This window comes from Massilia sp. LjRoot122 (genome assembly GCF_964252725.1).
Taxonomy (GTDB): domain Bacteria; phylum Pseudomonadota; class Gammaproteobacteria; order Burkholderiales; family Burkholderiaceae_D; genus Telluria.
The window spans coordinates 4,963,769-4,982,155 of record NZ_CAXUPB020000001.1; the positions used below are offsets into that span (position 1 = coordinate 4,963,769).

Genomic DNA, 18,387 nt, shown 5'->3' on the forward strand with positions numbered 1-18,387 from the left:
AATGCCACCGGCATTATTCTCTCCAATTCCGTCGCGTACAACTAGCGTAACCGCATTCACCAAGCACACAAACTTGGATCCCGGCCTTGAACTGCCACACAAAAGCTGGACACTGATTTTAAGCTACTTGAGCGTGCCTGGCCCTGCATTGTGATGGGGTCAGGCCGCCCAAGACGGTACTAATGCGCTGCGTGTTGTAGTACTGGATGTACTCGTCGATGGCGCTGCGCAACGCATCCATGCTGTCGAATTTCTGCTTGTGAAAACATTCGGTCTTGAACACTGCAAAGAAGCTTTCCATCGCTGCGTTATCAAGGCAGTTACCCTTACGGGACATACTCTGCAACACGTTGCGGTCGCTCAGAAGCTTACGGAAATCGGGCATCTGGTAGTGCCATCCCTGATCCGAGTGCAGGATTGGCGTCTCTCCTGACCTAAGCGTAGACAAGGCCTTCTTCATCATCGACATCACCATGTCCATCGTCGGACGTAAGCTCTGTTCATAAGCTACGATTTCACGTGTGCACAGATCTTTGACGGTCGACAGGTAACCCTTTTCGTCACCGACCTTCACCTCGGTCACGTCGGTTACCCATTTTTGATTTGGTGCCTCGGCCTTGAAATCGCGCTGCAGTCGGTCAGGCGCGACAATGCCGACATGTCCCTTGAACGATCTGTATCGTTTAATCCGTTGTGTTGATTTCAGCTCGAGCTTAGCCATCAGGCGCTGCACCGTATTTGCGTGCAGATGGATGTCGTGCGCGCGTAGTGCGATTGCGATACGACGATAGCCATAGCGCCCCTTGTGATCTTCGTAGATCTGCTTGATCAGCTCTTTGGCCTTCGCGTACTTGTCCGGCATCTTGCGCGCCGCATCCCAAGCGTAGAACGTACTACGAGCCAGTTTCACAACCTTCAGCAGCGCCACAACGGGGTAGGACTGCCTTAACTCGTGCACTACTTGCGCTTTTTCTGCGCAGCAGCTTTCTTCGCTTGAGTTAAGGCTTCCAGCTTTTTTAGGACGGCAACCTCCATCTGCAAGTACTCGACGCGCTTGAGCAGCTCTTCGCGCGTGAGTTCGTGCACGGGTTTATCGTCGGGTGGCGGCAGTCGAGTCGGCATAGCTGGAACAGCGGTTTCTATACGGCCCAGTGCTTCGCTACCTCCCTCGTCGTATCGCTTCGCCCAGGTGCGAATACTGTCCGGATGAGGAATATTGAAGAACGCAGCCGTCTGATTGATCGTGGCTCCATTGTCCCACATGTGCTGAAGCACCAACAGCTTGAACTCGGCAGGGTAATGGTCCCGGCGCCTCTCGAACGATTCATCGCCGTGCAACCGATACGCATCTACCCAACGCCGGATCGTGAAGGCGGGTATGCCGAGCTTGACTGACAGCCGGTGATATCCGAGCTGCCCATCCAAATACTGCTTGATGACCTTGAGCTTGGTCTTCTTCGTGTACTTAACCATCTACCCCTCGAAAGTGAACATTTGCTGTCCAACTTTCTAGTGGCAGTTCACCTTCGCCGGGATGGCGGTTCATAGGATGCAGGTGAAGTGAGGCGTCATCGCGACGGCCACACCGCACCTCTCACTTCTTCTGCGAACGCGGGAAGCGCAGGTGATACTGCAAGCCCTTCCCCGGCGCGCTTTCCACCTTCACCGTCCCGCCCAGCGCCCCCGTCACCAAGTTGTACAGGATGTGCGCCCCCAGCCCACTGCCCCCGGTGCCGCGCTTGGTGGTGAAGAAGGGGTCGAACAGCTTGTCCAGCGTGTCCTGGTCCATCCCCGCGCCGTCGTCGCCGTAGTCGAACACCACCTCGTCCCCCTCCTGCGCCACGCGGATCGCGATGGTTCCCGCCTGGTCGCGCTCGAAGCCGTGCACCAGCGAGTTCATGAGCATGTTGGTCACGATCTGCGACACCGCGCCCGGGAAGCTGTCCATCACCAGGTCCTTCGGGCAGTCCACCTCGACCTTGACCGGCCGTCCCTTGAACTTGGGCTGGAGCGACAGCAGCACTTCGTTCAGGTAGCTGCACAGGTTGAAGTTGCGGATGTCGTCGGACGACTGGTCGACCGCCACCTGCTTGAAGCTGCGCACCAGCGCCGCCGCACGCTGGGTGTTGGTGGTCATGATGCGCAGCGACTGGTCGACGATGTCGAGGAAGCTGTTCAGGCTGTCCTCGGTCATCTCGCCGGCGGCCAGCTCCTCGCGCGTGAGCTTGAGCTCCTGCACCAGGTGGCTGGTCGCGGTCACGCAGATGCCCAGCGGGGTATTGATCTCGTGCGCCACGCCGGCCACCAGGCGGCCCAGCGAGGCCAGCTTCTCCTGGCGCACCAGCTCCGACTGCGCCTCCTGCAGCTTGTGCAGTGCTTCGTTCAGCGCCGCGTTCTGCAGTTCCAGCGTTTCCTTGGTCTTGCGGATCTTGCGGTCGGCCTGCATGCGTGCCAGCGCCACCGCGACGTGGCTGGCCATGAAGGCGAGCAGGTCGAGGTCGGCCTTGGTGTAGACCGTCGACGGGTCGTAGCTCTGCACGATCAGCACGCCGTAGGGCTGGTCGTGCACCAGCATCGGCGCACCCATCCAGCTGGCGATGTCGTGGTTCCCCAGCGGTTCCTGCACCAGGCCGTTGGCGACCAGGTGGCGGAAGCTGGTGGCGTCGTGGAGCTGCGCCTGCTTGCTCGACAGGACGTAGGAGCACATGGCTTTCCCGAATGGGAAGCGGGTCACCGGCGCCGTGCTGTCCTTTTCATCCACGAAGTAGGGAATGCTGATTTCCTGCGTATCCGGATGATAGAGGCCGATCAGGAAGTTCTTCGCCACCATCAGCTCGCCGATGATGTGGTGCAGGCTGGCGGTGAGGGTGGCGGTATCCAGCGCCTGCGCCGACAGGCTGGCGATCTGGTACAGCGCGTGCTGCACCTGCTCGGCGCGGCGGCGCTCGGCCACCTCGACTGCCAGCGCCGCGGTACGCTCGTGCACCGCGCGCTCGAGCCGGTCCATGCTCTGCAGGCCCTGCAACGCATTCGACACGTGGTTGGCGATCTCCGAGAACAGCGCCTGGTCTTCCTCGCTGTAGGTGACACCCTTGGTATAGCTCTGGATGACCATCGCGCCCAGCGCCTGCTGGTGGCGGTCGAGCAGCGGCGCCCCCATCCAGTGCTCGGCGGCGGAGCCGTGGCCCCACTGCATGCCTTCGCGCTCGCGCGCGTGGAAATCGTCGGCGGTGATCATCAGGCGGCGCTTGTTCACCACCACCCAGGAAGTCGGCGAATCTTCCGGGGCCGCCAGCGCCACCTTCTGGCCGGCCACCGGCACTTCGTCGTCGGCTTCGTCGACGAAATACGGGAACCAGATGGTCCCCTCCTCACGGTCGCACAGCGCCACATAGAAGTTGGCCGCATACATGATGCGGCCGAGCGCGCGGTGCACCGCGCCGATGAAGTCGACGATGTCGCTGCACGAGGTCGAAAGTTCCCCGATCTCCAGCAGCATCGACTGGACCGCTTCCAGTCGGGCAAGACGTTCCATGCTATTCCTTGGTAATTAATTCCCAAGGGAAATATTAGCAGGAGATCGTTCCGGCAGACAGCCTTGGCGGCCTGGCCGCGCCCCGGCAAGGCCAAAAGACAACAGTCCGGGCAGGGATTGCGCTGCCCGACGCGCCGTTCCTTATCCGCGCGGAGCGCGGAAGTCGTTCTCGATCCAGGCGTAGGCCGAGGCCGGGGTCAGCTTGAAGCTGGCCGGCACCCGCACCTTGGCCACCTGCTCGCCCATCTCGTCGGTGGCGGCCAGGATGGCGTAGGGGTCGTCGTCGTCCGGCACGATGTCGAGCGTCACCTTCAGCTCGCCGTTCTCGGTGGAGACCACGGTGTTCTTGTGCAGGATGGCGTGCAGGTGCTGCTCGTGGCGGCGGATGACTTCCGACGCGGTCTTGACCAGGGTGTTGAAGGCGTTGACGTCGAGCGGCTTCGGGTTTTTCTTGTCGCGTCCCATGGTCCAGGGACCGACCAGCGCCGGTTCCGGCTCGCCGTCCTTGTACATGGCGACGGCCCAGCCTTCGTCGTCTTCGTTCTTGATCACGCGCGCGGTCCAGCCGTTGGCCTGCCACAGGCGGGCTTCCTGCACGAGGGCGTTCTCGTCGGAACCTTCGTGCTCGTGTTCAATGTTGTCGTTCATGCTCGTGTTTCCTCAGCTGCAAAGTACAGATCATAGAGGAAACCAGCCCCATGAAGAAGCCCGATTGGCTTAAACCTTACGCATAACGGGGGCAGCGCCAATCCGGGCCGCGCGGAGGCCGCACCGGTGGGCGGTCAGGGGTCCGGCGTGGATCGACTGCGGGAGGCGGCGCCTCCTGTTTGAACGGATTGATGATGATCGGCGGGATGGTCGGCGGCGCCGATGGCGGGCCCTTGGGACCTCCGTTGGCCAACGCGGGATGCAGAACGGCCAGGTGGTCCCCCATCGTGTGGATGACTGCGTGCATAGGATCCCCCTGTTGCGGAACAGGCTGTCAGTATAGGAAAGGATTCGTTCATTGCAAGGCCAAATCGACCACGTTTGTTGCCTCGTGGTTGCTGCCTCTAGGCACTGCAATCTGCTCCGCAGTCCTTGCCATTCATCGCGTCTGCACGCGTCCCGACGCGCTGAATTTGCAGCCTGTCGCAAAGCCGTAGCCGCACATGCGGGCTGCGCTTACAGTTCAACCATGCCGCAGCGAAATGCGCACCGAACCAACACTTAACCCAAGAGGACCGCCATGAAAAACTTCGCCAAGATCGCCATCCTGTTCCTGTTTGCCGTGCTGTTGCTGGACATTGCCTTCGATGCCGCCGACTTCATGAGTTTCAACATCGACGGCGAGCACATCGACGGGCCGCTGGGCGCCCTGCTGGCCGTGGTCTTCGCGGGTGGCGGCCTGGTGATCGCCGGCGTGGTGCTGCTGGTGGTAGGCCTGGTGCTGGCGGTGGTGTTCGCCGGCGTCGGCGTGATCGTGGTCGGTGCGCTGGGCTTTGCCGCGGTCGCCGTCGCGCTGGCGCTCTCGCCGCTGCTGCTGCCGCTGCTGATCCCGGTCGCGATCGTCTGGTACCTGGTCAGCCGCAACCGCAAGGACCGCGTGATACAACCGGCCGCCTGAGTCCTCGGCGCGCACCGATACGGCCGGGTCTTCCCGGCCGTTTTCACGTTTGGCGCGGCTTGTCATAGTGAACAGGTAGAATCGCGGAACATAACCCTGGAACCGCTGCGAACATGCCCTTCCCGCACCCGCCACGCGCGCAACCGGTCCGGCCCTACCCGCTGTCGAGGCTCGTGATCGTCACGGCCGGACTGATCGCTGCGCTCGGCCTGATCACCGCTGCGATGCTGTACGCCAGCTACCAGGACGCGTTGCGCGAAGAGCAGGTCACCCTGCGCAACGTGGCGATCGCCTTCTCCGCCCAGACGGCGGGCGTGGCCCAGGCGATCGACAGTGCCGCGCAGCAGACCGCGCGCATGGTGCTGGCGGGCGAAGGACCGCCCTCGCCGGGCCTGGCCGACGGGCAGGATGGCCTGGCCCATCCCTACCTGCTGCGCATCGTCCTGTTCGACACCGCCGGGAAAACGGTCGGCAGCATCATGCCGGGCCAGAGTTCGCGCGACTTGCCCGCCATCAAACCACCCGTCGGCGAGGTCGGGCGCCAGATCACGATCACCGACGTCGACCGCGTCACCGGACGCGGCATCCTGAACTTCGTGCGCCCGGTGCGCGACCGCAGCGGCCGGCGCATCGGCACCGTGGTGGCGCAGGTCGACTCGGTGCGTTTCGAGCGCCTCTACAACCTGGTCGAACTCGGCACCGGCGGCTCGGTCACCCTGCTGCACCGCGACGGCACCATGCTGGTGCGCGGGCCCGGCTTTCCGGCCGGGATCGGCCGCTCATTCGCCGATACCGCGCTGTTCCGCGAACAGCTTCCGCGCGCCAGCCGCGGCAGCTTCCAGACATACAGCCCGATCAACGGCGCGGCGGGCCTGTACGGTTACGACACGGTCGAGGGTTCCGACCTGGTGATCATCACCGGCATGGCGCGCCATGTGGCGCTCGACGCCTGGTACGGCCGGCTCTGGACCGCCCTCGTCTTCTACCTGCTGCTGGCGGTGGTGCTGTCGCTGCTGGCCTGGCGCGTGGCGCGCGATTCGCGCCGCCAGTTCGGCCTGATCGACATGGTCTCGGCCAGCGAGGCGCGCCTGGCCAAGAGCTTCGACTACCTGGCCTCGATCGTGAACGCGGTGGGCGCCCCGATCTGGGTGCTGGACGGGGCGCGCCGCATCGTGCTGGCGAACGAGGCCTTCGCGCGCCTGGTCGGCCGGCCGCGCGAAACCCTGCCGGGCCTGGACGAGCGCGCAGTGCTCGACAGCACCAACGCCGAGCGCGAGCGCCGCTACGAGGCCGTACTGGCGCACGGCGGCACCGTGGATGCGACCGGCACCATGCACGACGGCAGCGGCGAGAGCCGCACGGTCATCCAGCTGACTTCCCGCCTCACCGGCGACGACGGCACCGCCCACCTGGTGAACGTCCTGACCGACATCACCGAGCGCGAACGGGCCGAGGCGCGCCTGGCATGGCTGGCCGAGTTCGACGCCATTACCGGGCTGCCGAACCAGGCCCAGTTCTGGCGCCTGCTGGAGGCACGCATGACGATGGCGGCGTCGGGCGGGCGCGAACTGGCCGCCGTCGCGCTGCTGCTCGAGCGCCTGCACGAAATCGTGGACCTGCTCGGGCACGACGCCGGCGACCGCGCGCTGCGCCAGGTGGCCGACCTGCTGCGCGATGCCTGCGGCACCGGTGGCGACGGGGCGGTGGCGGCACGCATTCGCGGCGGCGAATTCGCCTTCGTGCTCGACGCCAGCGACGGGCGCGAGGGCGTGGAGCGCTTCGCCCTGCAATTGCACGGATTGATGTCGGCACCCTTGCACGTGGACGGGCGCGACTTCTTCCTCAACCCGGTGCTGGGGGTCGCCCTGTATCCGCAGGACGGCCGTAGCGCGGACGAGCTGTACCGCAGCGCGCAAGGCGCGGCCAGCGGTGCCGGCGTCGAAGTGGACCAGGCCGTGCACTTCTTCTCGGCCAGCCGGCACACCGAACTGGGCCTGCGCCTGAGCGTCGAGGCCAAGCTGCGCCGTGCGGTCGAACGCGGCGAGCTGCGCCTGGTGTACCAGCCCAAGGTCACGGTGCGCGAGCAGCGCGTGGTGGGCTTCGAAGCCCTGCTGCGCTGGAGTAATCCCGAACTGGGCAGCGTGTCGCCGGCCGAATTCGTGCCGATCGCCGAGCGCAGCGGCCTGATCATCCCGATCGGCGCCTGGGTGCTGGAAGAAGCCTGCCGCCAGATGGAGGACTGGGCGTCCCGGCTGGGCCGGCCGGTGAAGGTGGCGGTCAACCTGTCGCCGCGCCAGTTCCACCAGAAGTCCCTGCTCGACACGATCCGGCGCTGCCTCGCGCAGTACCGGGTCACCGAAGGCTGCCTGGAGCTGGAAATCACCGAGACCGCCCTGATGAGCCGCGAGAAGGAAGTGGACCTGCTCATGCACGAGATCCGCAAGCTGGGCGTGGACCTGGCGATCGACGATTTCGGCACCGGCTATTCCAGCCTGGCCTACCTGAAGCGTTTCCCGGTCTCGCGCCTGAAGGTGGACCGCGCTTTTGTCCGTGACCTCGGCCGCGACGAGGACAGTGCCGCGATCGCGCGCTCGATCGTCAACCTGGCGCGCGGCCTCAAGCTGCAGGTGGTGGCCGAAGGCGTCGAGACCGAGGTCCAGCTGGCGGTGCTGCGCGAGATGGCCTGCGACGAGTACCAGGGTTTCCTGTTCAGCCAGCCGCTGGAACGCGATGCGGTGGAGGCGCTGCTGGCGCGCGGCGGCTGAACGCAGCTTTTCGGGATCAGACCCGTTCGATCATCAGGGCGATACCCTGGCCGACGCCGACGCACATGGTGCACAGCGCGAAACGGCCTTGCGTGCGCTGCAGCTGGTAAGTCGCCGTCGTCACCAGGCGCGCGCCCGACATGCCGAGCGGATGGCCGAGCGCGATGGCGCCGCCGTAGGGATTCACGCGCGGGTCGTCGTCGGCGATGCCCAGTTCACGCAGCACGGCCAGGCCCTGGGAGGCGAAGGCCTCGTTCAGTTCGATCAGGTCGACCTGGTCGAGCGTCATGCCGAGTTGGCGCAGCAGTTTTTGCGTCGCCGGCGCCGGACCGATGCCCATGACGCGCGGCGCCACGCCGCCGGTCGCCATGCCGACGATGCGGGCGCGCGGCACCAGGCCATAGGCTTGCGCGGCCTCCGCGTTGGCCAGCAGCAGCGCGCAGGCGCCGTCATTGACGCCGGAGGCGTTGCCGGCGGTGACGCTGCCGTCCGCACGCACCACGCCCTTCAGTTTGGCCAAGGCCTCGAGGCTGGTTTCGCGCAGGTGCTCGTCGCGCGCGAAGCTGAGCGGCTCCCCTTTCTTCTGGGGCAGCAGCACCGGGACGATCTCGTCGTCGAACAGCCCGTCGCGCTGCGCCTGCGCCGCCTTCTGCTGGCTCCGCAGGGCGAACAGGTCCTGGTCGGCACGTGAAATGCGGTAGTCGGCGGCGACGTTTTCCGCCGTCTCCGGCATCGCATCGAGGCCGTGCAGCTCTTTCATGCGGGGATTCGGGAAACGCCAGCCGATGGTGGTGTCATAGATCGCCGCATTGCGTGAGAAGGCGCTGTCGGCCTTGCCCATCACAAAAGGCGCGCGCGTCATCGATTCGACGCCGCCGGCGATCATCAGGCGCGCCTCGCCGCTGCGGATGGCGCGTGCGGCACTGCCGACCGCGTCCAGGCCCGAACCGCACAGGCGGTTGACGGTCGAACCGGGCACCTCGTGCGGCAAGCCGGCCAGCAGTGCCGACATGCGCGCCACGTTGCGGTTGTCTTCGCCGGCCTGGTTGGCGCAGCCGTAGATCACGTCGTCGACGGCGCGCCAGTCCACGTCCGGGTTACGGCGCATCAGCTCGCGGATCGGCACGGCGCCGAGGTCGTCGGCGCGCAGGTCCTTCAGGGCGCCGCCGTAGCGGCCGATGGGGGTGCGGATGGCATCGCAGATGTAGGCGTCGTTCATGCTGGTTCTCCCAGGGCAGGCAGCAGCCGGGCCTGAGTGACCGCCTGCAGATCGTTGAAGGTCAGGCCGGGCGCCATCTCGCGCACGCGCAGCCCGTCCGGTGTGACGTCGAGCACCGCCAGGTCGGTGTAGATGCGGCTGACACACTGGATACCGGTCAGCGGATAGGTGCAGGCCTCGACAATTTTCGATTCCGCGGTCTTGGTCTGATGCTCCATCATGACGAACACCTGCTTGGCGCCGATGGCGAGATCCATCGCGCCGCCCACGGCCGGAATCGCATCGGGTGCGCCGGTATGCCAGTTGGCCAGGTCGCCGTTCGCAGCCACCTGGAAGGCGCCCAGCACGCAGATGTCGAGGTGGCCGCCGCGCATCATTGCAAAGGAATCGGCATGGTGGAAGTAGGCGCCGCCGGCCAGCAGGGTCACCGGCTGCTTGCCGGCGTTGATCAGGTCTTCGTCTTCCTCGCCCGGCGCCGGAGCCGGTCCCATGCCGAGCAGGCCGTTCTCACTGTGCAGGAAGACTTCGCGCTCGGGCGGCAGGTAGTTGGCTACCTTGGTCGGCAGGCCGATGCCGAGGTTGACGTAGGCGCCTTCGGGGATGTCGCGCGCGACGCGCTCGGCCATCTGGTCACGACTGTATCGGCTCATGCTGCCTCCTTGACGACGCGTTGAACGAAGATGCCCGGGGTGACCACGGTTTCCGGATCGAGCTCTCCGAGTTCCACCACCTCCGCCACCTGGGCGATGGTGGTCTTGGCGGCCATCGCCATGATCGGCCCGAAGTTGCGTGCCGTCTTGCGGTACACCAGGTTGCCCCAGCGGTCGCCGCGCAATGCCTTGATCAGGGCGAAGTCGGCGCGGATCGGGGTCTCGAGCACGTAATGGCGGCCGTCGATGACGCGGGTTTCCTTGCCCTCGGCCAGCAGGGTGCCGTAGCCGGTCGGCGTGAAGAAGCCGCCGATCCCCGCACCCGCCGCGCGGATGCGCTCGGCCAGGTTGCCTTGCGGCGTCAGCTCGAGCTCGACGTCACCGGCGCGGTACAGCGCATCGAAGTGGTGGGAATCGTGCTGGCGCGGGAAGGAGCAGATCATCTTGCGCACGCGCCGCTCGCGGATCAGGGCCGCCAGCCCGGTCTCGCCGTTGCCGGCGTTGTTGTTGACGATGGTGAGTTCGCGCGCGCCCTGCGCCAGCAGGGCATCGATCAGCGCGGCCGGCATGCCGGCATTGCCGAAGCCGCCGATCATGATGGTGGCGCCGTCCAGGATGCCGGCAACCGCCTGCTCCAGCGATGCGCATGTCTTGTCGATCATGGTGTCCTCTATCAGTTGGCAAGGAAGCGGCGCAGGCAGGCGCTGAAATCCTCGGGGCATTCAATGTTGGAGAGATGCGAGGCCGCCAGTTCCTCGACCCGGGCGTCCTGCGCCTGCGCCGCCAGCCATCGGGCGTCGTCCGCGGTCGTGACAGGATCGTCACGGCCGGCGATCACGAGCGTCGGGTTCGCGATGGCCGAAACCTCCGCGCGCAGGTCGGCCCCGGCCAGCGCTTCGCAGCAGGCGGCATAGCCGTCCGGCGCGGTGGCGCGCAGCCCCTGCACCAGGCGGTCCACCGCGGCCGGCTCGCGTGCGATGAAGCCAGGTGTGAACCAGCGCCCGGCGGCGCCGTCGGCCACGCCTTTCATGCCTTCGGCGCGCACCTGGGCGGCACGCTCCAGCCAGGCCTCGGGCCTGCCGATGCGCGCGGCGGTATTCGCCAGCACCAGCCTGCCGATCCGGCTCGGGGCGTAGGCGCCCAGCCACTGCCCGGTCAGGCCGCCCATCGAGATCCCGCAGAAGTGCGCGCGCTGGATATCGAGGTGATCCAGCAAGTCCAGTACGTCCTGGCCGAGCCGGGAGATCGTGACCGGGCCGGCGCTGCCGGAGCGGCCGTGTCCGCGGGTGTCGTAGCGCAGGACAAAGAAATGCGCTGCCAGGGCCGCCGCCTGGCGGTCCCACATGCCCAGGTCGGTGCCGAGGGAATTGGACAGCACCAGGCAGGGTTTGCTGCGGCTGCCGTCCGTCTGGTAGTACAGCTGGATATCGTCGAGATGTGCGAATGCCATGATTGTCCTCAGCCCTCAGCCCTGATCCCCGCCGCCGACCGGCAGCACGGTTCCCGTGATGTACGAAGCCTCGCGCGAGGCCAGGAACAGGATCGCGCCGACCTGCTCATCGATCGTCCCGTAGCGGTGCATAGGGCTGCTGGACCGGGTCTGCTCGACGATACCGGCATACCAGGCCTGTTCCTGCTCGCTCAGCGGCTGCGGATTGCGCGGGACCTTGCGCGGCGGCGCCTCGGTGCCGCCGGTCGCCACCGCATTCACGCGGATGCCATGCTCGGCATGCTCGAAGGCCAGGCTGGCGGTCAGGGCATTGACGCCTCCCTTGGCCGCCGAGTACGGAATGCGGTAGATGCCGCGCGTGGCCACCGAAGAGACGTTGACGATCGCGCCCGCGCCCTGCGCCAGCATGGCCGGCAGGACCGCCCGGCAGCCCCACAGGGTCGGGAACAGCGAGCGCCGGATCTCGGCCTCGATCTGCGCCTCCTCGTATTCCTGGTAGGGCTTGGCCCAGATGGTGCCGCCGACGTTGTTGACCAGGATGTCGATGCGGCCGTAATCCTCGATCGCCCGGGCCGCCATGCCGCTTGCCCCGGCCCAGGTTTCGAGGTCGGCCTCGACCACCACCACCTGGGCGCCGAGCCCGACGGCCTCCTGCGCCACCTCGTGCACCAGGGCCGAGCGGTCGGCCAGCACCAGCTGGGCGCCTTCGCGCGCCGCGCCGAGGGCGACGCCGCGGCCGATGCCCTGGGCCGCCCCCGTCACGACCATGACCTGGTCCTTGAAACGCTCAGGATGCATCATGCCGCGCCTCCGCTGCTGGCCGAGAATTTCTCGAAGTAGAAATTGGCCGGCTTGACGCCCGTGCTGTCCAGCCATCCGCGCACCGCCTCCACCATCGGCACCGGGCCGCACAGGTAGACGTCGACCTCACCCCCATTTACCCAGGCCGGCTCGACGTGAGCGGTGGCATAGCCCTTGCGCTGGTGGCAGCTGGCATCGCTCGAAACGCAGGTGACATACTCGAACTGCGGGTGGGCCGCCGCGATACGCTCGAGCTGTTCCAGTTCGACCAGGTCGTGGTCGTTGGTCACGGCATACACCATCTTGACCGGCTGGCTGAAGCCCTGGCGGTCGAGCACGTCGAGCATGGACAGGAAGGGCGCGATGCCGGTGCCGCCCGCCAGCAGCAGGAGCGGACGCTGGAGCGGACGCAGGTAGAAGCTGCCGAAGGGACCGGCGAAGCTGACCGCGTCGCCCGGCTTTGCCTGGGCAAGATAGCCGCTCATCAGGCCCCCGGGCACGTTGCGCACCACGAAGCTGGCCTGCGCCGCGCCCGGCGCGGAACTGAAGGAGTACGAACGGGTCTGGTCCGTGCCCGGCACGGTGACGTTCACGTACTGCCCGGGCAGGAAGTCCAGCGCGTCCGGGGCGTCCAGCGCCACCGAGAAGCGGAAGCTCGACGGCGACAGCGCCGTCACTTCGGCGATCTTGCCGTCGAAGCTGTGCACGCCGGTCTTGCAGGCGCTCGAGGTGGCCGGAATCCGCACCACGCAGTCCGAGGTGGGACGCATCTGGCAGGCCAGCACGTAGCCGGCCGCCGCATCCTGTGGCTCGAGCGCGTCCTCGATATAGCTTTCCGGCGGCATCTCGTACTGCCCCGATTCGCACAGCCCGCGGCAGGTGCCGCAGGCGCCGTCGCGGCAGTCGAGGGGAATGTTCACTTTCTGGCGATAGGCGGCATCCGCCAGTTTTTCGTTGACATTACAGCTGATGAAACGGGTCACGCCGTCCTCGAACTGCAGTGCGATCGTATGGCTCATCGTCGTCTCCTGCGATGCATTGGTGCTGCTTAAATGTGATAAATGTCGATGACCTGGCTGATGTAGTCGTTCTTCAGGACCACGTACTTGTCCAGGATCTTGAAATCCGGCCCGGCGGTGTCGATCACGTAGCGCGACATGCCGAAATGGCTGTAGGTCGTCTTGTAGCGGTGGCTCAGGGTGTGCCAGTTGAAGCGCAGCGTCACCCGGCTCCCCTCAAGCTTCTCGACTTCCACGTTCGCGATGTTGTGGCTGGTGCGGGTATCCGGCATGGTGGCGCTGGAGCGCTCGGTCTTGATGCGGAACACGCGGTCCTCCAGGCCCTGGCGGCTCGGGTAGTAGATCAGCGAGATCTCGCGCTGCGGGTCGGATACCAGCTTGCCGTCGTCGTCCCAGGCCGGCATCCAGAACTGCGCATCCGGGTCATAGCATTCCAGCCAGTCGTCCCACTGCTCGTCGTCGAGCAGGCGCGCCTCGCGGTACAGGAAGGCGCACAGCGCCTGCATGGTCGGTTCGCTCATTTCGAACCTCCTTCCGCGGCCAGGGCACGCTTCATCACGTCCAGCCAGTAGCGGTGCTGCACCGTGTACAGGCCCTCGTCTTCGGTGCGCACGCCGCTCATCACGGGATTGAGGCCGATCTCCTGCGCCGCCTCGTCCGGGCCCTTGACCCAATGGGTGGCGCCGCGGCACATGTCGTTCCACTGCATGGCGCCGCCGGCATAGCCTTCCTGGCAGGCGCGGAACTCTTCCAGGTCGTCCGGCGTCGCCATGCCGCTGACGTTGAAGAAGTCTTCGTACTGGCGGATGCGGCGCGCACGCGCTTCGTCCGGCTCGCCCTTGGGCGCGATGCAGTAGATCGTGACTTCGGTCTTGTTCACGGCCAGGGGGCGCAGCAGGCGGATCTGCGATCCGAACTGGTCCATCAGGTAGACGTTCGGGTACAGGCAGAGGTTGCGCGAGCGCTCGACCATCCAGTCGGCGGTGGCCTTGCCGTACTGCGCCGCGTATTCGGCGTGGCGCGGGTAGTTGGGACGGTCTTCCGGATTCGCCCACTTGGTCCACAGCAGCATGTGGCCGTGGTCGAAGGCATAGAAGCCGCCGCCCTGGCGGCCCCACTTGCCGGCGTCCATGGCGCGGATCTTGTCTTCGCGCGCCGCCTGCTCTTCCTTGCGGCGGTTGGTGGTGGCCGCGTAGTTCCAGTGCACGGCGCTCACGTGGTAGCCGTCGGCGCCGTTCTCGGCCTGCAGCTTCCAGTTGCCTTCATAGGTATAGGTCGAGGAACCGCGCAGCACTTCCAGGCCGTCCGGCGACTGGTCGACGATCATGTCGATGATCTTGCCGGCGTCGCCGAGGAATTCCTCGAGCGAAGGCACGTCCGGATTCAGGCTGCCGAACAGGAAGCCCTTGTAGTTGCCGAAGCGCGCCAGCTTCTTGAGGTCGTGCGAGCCTTCCTTGTTGAAGCACTCCGGATAGCCGGCGTCTTCCGGGTCCTTCACCTTGAGCAGCTTGCCGCTGTTGTTGAAGGTCCAGCCATGGAAGGGGCAGGTATAGGTCGCCTTGTTGCCGCGCTTGTGGCGGCACAGCTGGGCGCCGCGGTGGCTGCAGGCATTGATGAAGGCGTTCAGCTCGCCCTGGCGGTTACGCGCGATGAATACCGGCTGGCGGCCGATGTGGGTCGTGTAGTAGTCGTTGACGTTCGGGACCTGGCTTTCGTGGGCCAGGTAGACCCAGTTGCCCTCGAAGATGTGCTTCATCTCGAGCTCGAACAGGGCTTCGTCGGTGAAGGCGTTGCGGTGCAGGCGGTAGTCGCCGCTGGCTTCGTCTTCGATCAGGTAGTCGTCGATGCGCTTCGGTGCGAAGGCGCTGACGGGACGGATCGGAATCATCGTGTTCTCCTCAGGCGGCGGCGCGCGGACGTTCCACCAGCGGGCTCGGGGCTGCCGCGGTGTCGCGGTACAGGCGGAAGTCGAAATCGATCGAGGCAAAGGGTGCGCTCACGCGTTTCGCGTCCAGCTGGGCCGGGTCGTCGATGCGGGTCACGGGCGGCACCAGGCCTTCGCGGCTGGCAAAGGCGAAGTCGTCCCACAGGTACTCGTCGCCGTCGATGTTGATCTGGGTGGTGAGCTTGCGGTGGCCGGGCGCCGACACGAAGAAGTGGATGTGCGCCGGGCGCTGGCCGTGGCGGCCCAGCTTGTCGAGCAGCTGCTGGGTGGTGCCGTTCGGCGGGCAGCCATAGCCCTTGGGCAGGATGCTGCGGAAGGCATAGCGGCCGTTCTTGTCGGTGACGATGCTGCGGCGCAGGTTGAAGTCCGACTGGGTACGGTCGAAGAAGGAGTAGTTGCCCATCAGGTTGGCGTGCCAGACCTCGACCTTGGCGCCGGCCAGCGGCTGGCCGTCCCCGTCGAACACGGTGCCCTGCATGAACAGGACTTCGGCCTGCTCGCTCTCGCTGCCGTCGTCGAGGCGGGCGAAGCCGGTGCTTTCCGGGGCGCCGGCCACGTACAGCGGGCCTTCGATGGTGCGCGGGGTGCCGCCTTCCAGGCCGGCTTTCGCCTCGGCCTCGTCGGCGCGGATGTCGAGGAAGCGCTCCAGGCCCAGGCCGGCGGCCAGCAGGCCCAGCTCGTTGGCGGCGCCGGCGGCGGACATGTAGGACACGCCGCTCCAGAATTCGCTCGGGCTGATGTCGAGGTCTTCGATGGCCTTGCACAGGTCGCCCAGCAGGCGCACGACAACTTGCTGCACTCGGGCGTCGGCCGGCTTCGAGGCGGCGTCCACGACCCAGTTCTTTGCCAGGGTTTCGATGTCTGCGTGATTCATTTCAGTCTCCTTGTAGTGGGTGGTGGGTTCAGCGGTCATCCAGCCGGATGGAAGAAGGGTGCCGGCACAAGGGCGTCACCTCGATCTGCATGTAGGGGAACAGCGGCAGTGACATCAGAAGCGCGTGCAGCGCCTCGTTGCTCTCGACGTCGAAGATGCTGACGTTGGCGTACTGGCCGGCGATGCGCCACAGGTGGCGCCAGGCGCCCTCTTCCTGCAGGCGCTGGGCCAGCGCCTTCTCGTCGGCCTTGAGGCGCGCCGCATCGTCTGGCGGCATCGTGGGCGGCAGTTGAACGTTCATGCGGACGTGGAACAGCATCTTTGTCTCCTCGTGTGTTCTTTAGCGGCGCTGCATCGCGTGCAGCTTGTCCAGGTCGGGCTCGACCCCGAGTCCAGGCCCGGTCGGCACCTGCAGCATGAAGTCGCGGTAGACCAGGGGTTCGGCCAGGATTTCCTGGGTCAGCAGCAAGGGGCCGAACAGTTCGGTGCCCCAGGCCAGGTCGGCGAAGGTGGCGCAGACGTGGGCGGTGGCGGCGGTGCCGATGCCGCCTTCCAGCATGGTGCCGCCGTACAGGCCGATGCCGGCCAGGCGCGCGACGGTCGCCACTTCGAGTGCCGGGGTCAATCCGCCGGACTGGGTGATCTTGACCGCATAGACGTCGGCGCCGTCGGCGCGGGCAATCGCCATCGCATCGTCCGGGCCGTGCAGGGCCTCGTCGGCCATGATGGCGACGTCGAAGCGCGCCTTCAGGCGGGCCAGGGCGGCGACGTTGCCGGCCTTGACCGGCTGTTCGATCAGGTCGACGCCGCCGGCTTCGAGGGCCGCAATGCCGCGCATCGCATCGAGTTCGCTCCAGGCCTGGTTGACGTCCACCCGCACGCTGGCGCGGTCGCCCAGGGCGCGCTTGATGGCCAGCACGTGGTCGACGTCCTGGTCGACGCTGCGCAGGCCGATCTTCAGCTTGAAGATGCGGTGGCGGCGCAGCTCGAGCATCTGCTCGGCTTCCTGGATGTCGCGGCTGGTGTCGCCGCTGGCCAGGGTCCAGGCCACCGGCAGCGCGTCGCGCACCCGGCCGCCGAGCAGCTCGGACAGCGGCACGCCAAGGCGGCGTGCCTGGGCGTCGAGCAGCGCGGTCTCGATCGCGCATTTCGCGAAGCGGTTGCCCTGGACTGCCTTGCGCACTTTCGCCATTGCCTTGGCCACTGCGGAGGCTTCCATACCGACCAGCAGCGGGGCGATATGGGTGTCGATATTGGTCTTGATGCTTTCCGGACTCTCTTCGCCGTAGGCCAGTCCACCGATGGTGGTGGCCTCGCCCCAGCCATGGATGCCGTCCTCGCAGCGCACCCGCACTAGCACCAGGGTCTGGGTGTTCATGGTGGCCACCGACAGCTTGTGGGGGCGGATCGTCGGGACGTCGACCAGGAAAGTTTCGATGTTGGTTATCATATTCAGCGCGTATAATTCTGTCGGTAGAAACACGATAATCCCCCTTAAAAGCCCCGTCCAAGACTGTATTAGTATCGTTTCGATACCTGGGAGGTATGATGTTGGAACTGCGTCATCTGCGCTATTTCGTCGCCGTGGCGGAAGAACGCAACTTCACGCGGGCGGCCGAACGCCTGCATATCGCGCAGCCGCCGCTGAGCCGCCAGATCCAGCAACTCGAGGAATACTTGGGCGTGGCCCTGATCGAGAAAGGCACGCGTCCGCTGCGCCTGACCGAGGCCGGCCAGTTCTTCCTGGCGCATGCCAAACCCCTGCTCGACCAGGTGCGCGACCTCAAGAGCATGACCCAGCGCGTGGGCAAGCTGGAACGCACCATCAACGCCGGCTTCGTCGCCTCGACCCTGTACGGCCTGCTGCCGGACATCATCCGGCGCTACCGCGCGGCCTATCCCGAGGTCGAAGTGGTGCTGCACGAGATGACCACCGTCGAGCAGATGAAGGCCTTAAAGGAGGGGCGGATCGACGTCGGCTTCGGGCGCCTGAAGAGCGAGGACCCGAGCATCCGCCGCATCCTGCTGCGCGAGGAGCGCATGGTGGTGGCGCTGTTCCCCGGCCACCGCCTGGCCGCGAACGAAGCGCCGCTGCGCCTGGTCGACCTGGTGCAGGAGCCGCTGCTGGTCTACCCGAGCACGCCGCGCCCCAGCTTCGCCGACCAGGTGCTCGGGCTGTTCAACGAAGCCAACCTGCGGCCCGACCACGTGGTGGAAGTGCGCGAGCTGCAGATCGCGATGGGCCTGGTGGCGGCCGAACAGGGCCTGTCGATCGTGCCGGCCAGCGTGCAGGGCATGCACCACCGGAACGTGGTGTACCGCCAGATCGAAGACAAGCACGCGTTCTCGCCGATCTTCTTCAGCGTGCGCCACATGGACCGCACGCCCGAGCTGGAGCAGATGCTGGCGGTGATCTACGCCATTTACGACGACTACGGGCTGCCGCACACCAAGGAGACGTTGTAGGGTGGACGGCTTCGCCGTCCGCGCGTCCAGCTCCCGGTTGCGTTGTGGCGACACATG

18 protein-coding genes are annotated in these 18,387 nt (G+C 66.1%); 3 read left to right on the plus strand and 15 right to left on the minus strand.

Annotation, left to right across the window (positions count from 1 at the left end):
• Positions 1–118: 118 nt before the first annotated feature.
• The 4 genes from ACSQ25_RS21800 to ACSQ25_RS21815 form a co-directional block, all read right to left on the minus strand.
• Positions 119–958 (minus strand): IS3 family transposase, encoded by an 840-nt coding sequence (locus ACSQ25_RS21800; protein ID WP_436107329.1) that lies wholly within the window; start codon positions 956–958, stop codon positions 119–121.
• Positions 958–1,473, minus strand: coding sequence for a transposase (locus tag ACSQ25_RS21805; RefSeq protein ID WP_436107330.1), 516 nt, complete (start codon positions 1,471–1,473; stop codon positions 958–960). Before ACSQ25_RS21805 ends, ACSQ25_RS21800 begins: the two co-directional genes overlap by 1 nt.
• A 121-nt stretch (positions 1,474–1,594) precedes the next feature.
• Complete coding sequence (locus tag ACSQ25_RS21810) at positions 1,595–3,535, minus strand: GAF domain-containing sensor histidine kinase (protein ID WP_436107740.1); 1,941 nt, start codon at positions 3,533–3,535, stop codon at positions 1,595–1,597.
• 141 nt (positions 3,536–3,676) lie between these two features.
• Positions 3,677–4,183, minus strand: coding sequence for a hypothetical protein (locus ACSQ25_RS21815; RefSeq protein ID WP_436107741.1), 507 nt, complete (start codon positions 4,181–4,183; stop codon positions 3,677–3,679).
• Positions 4,184–4,763: 580 nt separating this feature from the next.
• Between ACSQ25_RS21815 and ACSQ25_RS21820 the strand changes: the two genes are divergently transcribed.
• Entirely contained in the window at positions 4,764–5,141 is a 378-nt protein-coding gene (locus tag ACSQ25_RS21820) for a hypothetical protein (protein ID WP_436107742.1), read from the plus strand.
• Positions 5,142–5,254: 113 nt separating this feature from the next.
• Positions 5,255–7,906, plus strand: coding sequence for a bifunctional diguanylate cyclase/phosphodiesterase (locus ACSQ25_RS21825; RefSeq protein ID WP_436107743.1), 2,652 nt, complete (start codon positions 5,255–5,257; stop codon positions 7,904–7,906).
• 16 nt (positions 7,907–7,922) lie between these two features.
• Here the strand turns inward: ACSQ25_RS21825 and pcaF are convergent, their stop codons facing one another.
• Genes pcaF through ACSQ25_RS21880 form a run of 11 tightly spaced genes read right to left on the minus strand, consistent with a single transcriptional unit; the run spans position 7,923 to position 17,314 of the window.
• Positions 7,923–9,125: a 3-oxoadipyl-CoA thiolase gene (pcaF, locus tag ACSQ25_RS21830; protein ID WP_436107744.1), complete on the minus strand. Its 1,203-nt coding sequence runs from the start codon at positions 9,123–9,125 to the stop codon at positions 7,923–7,925.
• Positions 9,122–9,775, minus strand: a complete 654-nt coding sequence (locus tag ACSQ25_RS21835; RefSeq protein WP_436107745.1) for a CoA transferase subunit B — start codon at positions 9,773–9,775, stop codon at positions 9,122–9,124. The genes pcaF and ACSQ25_RS21835 overlap by 4 nt, the downstream gene beginning before the upstream one ends.
• Positions 9,772–10,437: a 3-oxoacid CoA-transferase subunit A gene (locus ACSQ25_RS21840; protein ID WP_436107746.1), complete on the minus strand. Its 666-nt coding sequence runs from the start codon at positions 10,435–10,437 to the stop codon at positions 9,772–9,774. Before ACSQ25_RS21840 ends, ACSQ25_RS21835 begins: the two co-directional genes overlap by 4 nt.
• A gap of 11 nt (positions 10,438–10,448) precedes the next feature.
• The gene (pcaD, locus tag ACSQ25_RS21845) at positions 10,449–11,225 is read right to left on the minus strand and encodes a 3-oxoadipate enol-lactonase (RefSeq protein WP_436107747.1); all 777 of its coding nucleotides are present in this window, start codon (positions 11,223–11,225) and stop codon (positions 10,449–10,451) included.
• Between the two features lie 15 nt (positions 11,226–11,240).
• On the minus strand, positions 11,241–12,026 hold the full coding sequence (locus tag ACSQ25_RS21850; protein WP_436107748.1) for a 1,6-dihydroxycyclohexa-2,4-diene-1-carboxylate dehydrogenase: 786 nt from the start codon (positions 12,024–12,026) through the stop codon (positions 11,241–11,243).
• The gene (benC, locus tag ACSQ25_RS21855; protein ID WP_436107749.1) at positions 12,023–13,045 is read right to left on the minus strand and encodes a benzoate 1,2-dioxygenase electron transfer component BenC; all 1,023 of its coding nucleotides are present in this window, start codon (positions 13,043–13,045) and stop codon (positions 12,023–12,025) included. Before benC ends, ACSQ25_RS21850 begins: the two co-directional genes overlap by 4 nt.
• 29 nt (positions 13,046–13,074) lie before the next feature.
• Positions 13,075–13,566, minus strand: coding sequence for a benzoate 1,2-dioxygenase small subunit (gene benB, locus ACSQ25_RS21860; RefSeq protein ID WP_436107750.1), 492 nt, complete (start codon positions 13,564–13,566; stop codon positions 13,075–13,077).
• Positions 13,563–14,933 (minus strand): benzoate 1,2-dioxygenase large subunit, encoded by a 1,371-nt coding sequence (benA, locus tag ACSQ25_RS21865; RefSeq protein ID WP_436107751.1) that lies wholly within the window; start codon positions 14,931–14,933, stop codon positions 13,563–13,565. Before benA ends, benB begins: the two co-directional genes overlap by 4 nt.
• Positions 14,934–14,943: 10 nt before the next feature.
• On the minus strand, positions 14,944–15,864 hold the full coding sequence (catA, locus tag ACSQ25_RS21870; RefSeq protein ID WP_436107752.1) for a catechol 1,2-dioxygenase: 921 nt from the start codon (positions 15,862–15,864) through the stop codon (positions 14,944–14,946).
• Between the two features lie 28 nt (positions 15,865–15,892).
• Positions 15,893–16,183, minus strand: coding sequence for a muconolactone Delta-isomerase (gene catC, locus ACSQ25_RS21875; protein ID WP_436107753.1), 291 nt, complete (start codon positions 16,181–16,183; stop codon positions 15,893–15,895).
• Positions 16,184–16,204: 21 nt separating this feature from the next.
• Positions 16,205–17,314 (minus strand): muconate/chloromuconate family cycloisomerase, encoded by a 1,110-nt coding sequence (locus ACSQ25_RS21880; protein ID WP_436107754.1) that lies wholly within the window; start codon positions 17,312–17,314, stop codon positions 16,205–16,207.
• A gap of 101 nt (positions 17,315–17,415) precedes the next feature.
• On the opposite strand from ACSQ25_RS21880, the gene ACSQ25_RS21885 reads away from it, so the two are divergent.
• Positions 17,416–18,330: a LysR family transcriptional regulator gene (locus ACSQ25_RS21885; RefSeq protein WP_436108117.1), complete on the plus strand. Its 915-nt coding sequence runs from the start codon at positions 17,416–17,418 to the stop codon at positions 18,328–18,330.
• The last annotated feature ends 57 nt before the right edge of the window (positions 18,331–18,387 follow it).

What these genes read in the sequence shown, in the direction of transcription:
- ACSQ25_RS21805 (WP_436107330.1), bottom strand. Translation starts at nt 1,473, where the DNA reads ATGGTTAAGTACACGAAGAAGACCAAGCTCAAGGTCATCAAGCAGTAT.
- ACSQ25_RS21810 (WP_436107740.1), bottom strand. Translation starts at nt 3,535, where the DNA reads ATGGAACGTCTTGCCCGACTGGAAGCGGTCCAGTCGATGCTGCTGGAG.
- ACSQ25_RS21815 (WP_436107741.1), bottom strand. Translation starts at nt 4,183, where the DNA reads ATGAACGACAACATTGAACACGAGCACGAAGGTTCCGACGAGAACGCC.
- ACSQ25_RS21820 (WP_436107742.1), top strand. Translation starts at nt 4,764, where the DNA reads ATGAAAAACTTCGCCAAGATCGCCATCCTGTTCCTGTTTGCCGTGCTG.
- ACSQ25_RS21825 (WP_436107743.1), top strand. Translation starts at nt 5,255, where the DNA reads ATGCCCTTCCCGCACCCGCCACGCGCGCAACCGGTCCGGCCCTACCCG.
- pcaF (WP_436107744.1), bottom strand. Translation starts at nt 9,125, where the DNA reads ATGAACGACGCCTACATCTGCGATGCCATCCGCACCCCCATCGGCCGC.
- ACSQ25_RS21835 (WP_436107745.1), bottom strand. Translation starts at nt 9,775, where the DNA reads ATGAGCCGATACAGTCGTGACCAGATGGCCGAGCGCGTCGCGCGCGAC.
- ACSQ25_RS21840 (WP_436107746.1), bottom strand. Translation starts at nt 10,437, where the DNA reads ATGATCGACAAGACATGCGCATCGCTGGAGCAGGCGGTTGCCGGCATC.
- pcaD (WP_436107747.1), bottom strand. Translation starts at nt 11,225, where the DNA reads ATGGCATTCGCACATCTCGACGATATCCAGCTGTACTACCAGACGGAC.
- ACSQ25_RS21850 (WP_436107748.1), bottom strand. Translation starts at nt 12,026, where the DNA reads ATGATGCATCCTGAGCGTTTCAAGGACCAGGTCATGGTCGTGACGGGG.
- benC (WP_436107749.1), bottom strand. Translation starts at nt 13,045, where the DNA reads ATGAGCCATACGATCGCACTGCAGTTCGAGGACGGCGTGACCCGTTTC.
- benB (WP_436107750.1), bottom strand. Translation starts at nt 13,566, where the DNA reads ATGAGCGAACCGACCATGCAGGCGCTGTGCGCCTTCCTGTACCGCGAG.
- benA (WP_436107751.1), bottom strand. Translation starts at nt 14,933, where the DNA reads ATGATTCCGATCCGTCCCGTCAGCGCCTTCGCACCGAAGCGCATCGAC.
- catA (WP_436107752.1), bottom strand. Translation starts at nt 15,864, where the DNA reads ATGAATCACGCAGACATCGAAACCCTGGCAAAGAACTGGGTCGTGGAC.
- catC (WP_436107753.1), bottom strand. Translation starts at nt 16,183, where the DNA reads ATGCTGTTCCACGTCCGCATGAACGTTCAACTGCCGCCCACGATGCCG.
- ACSQ25_RS21880 (WP_436107754.1), bottom strand. Translation starts at nt 17,314, where the DNA reads ATGATAACCAACATCGAAACTTTCCTGGTCGACGTCCCGACGATCCGC.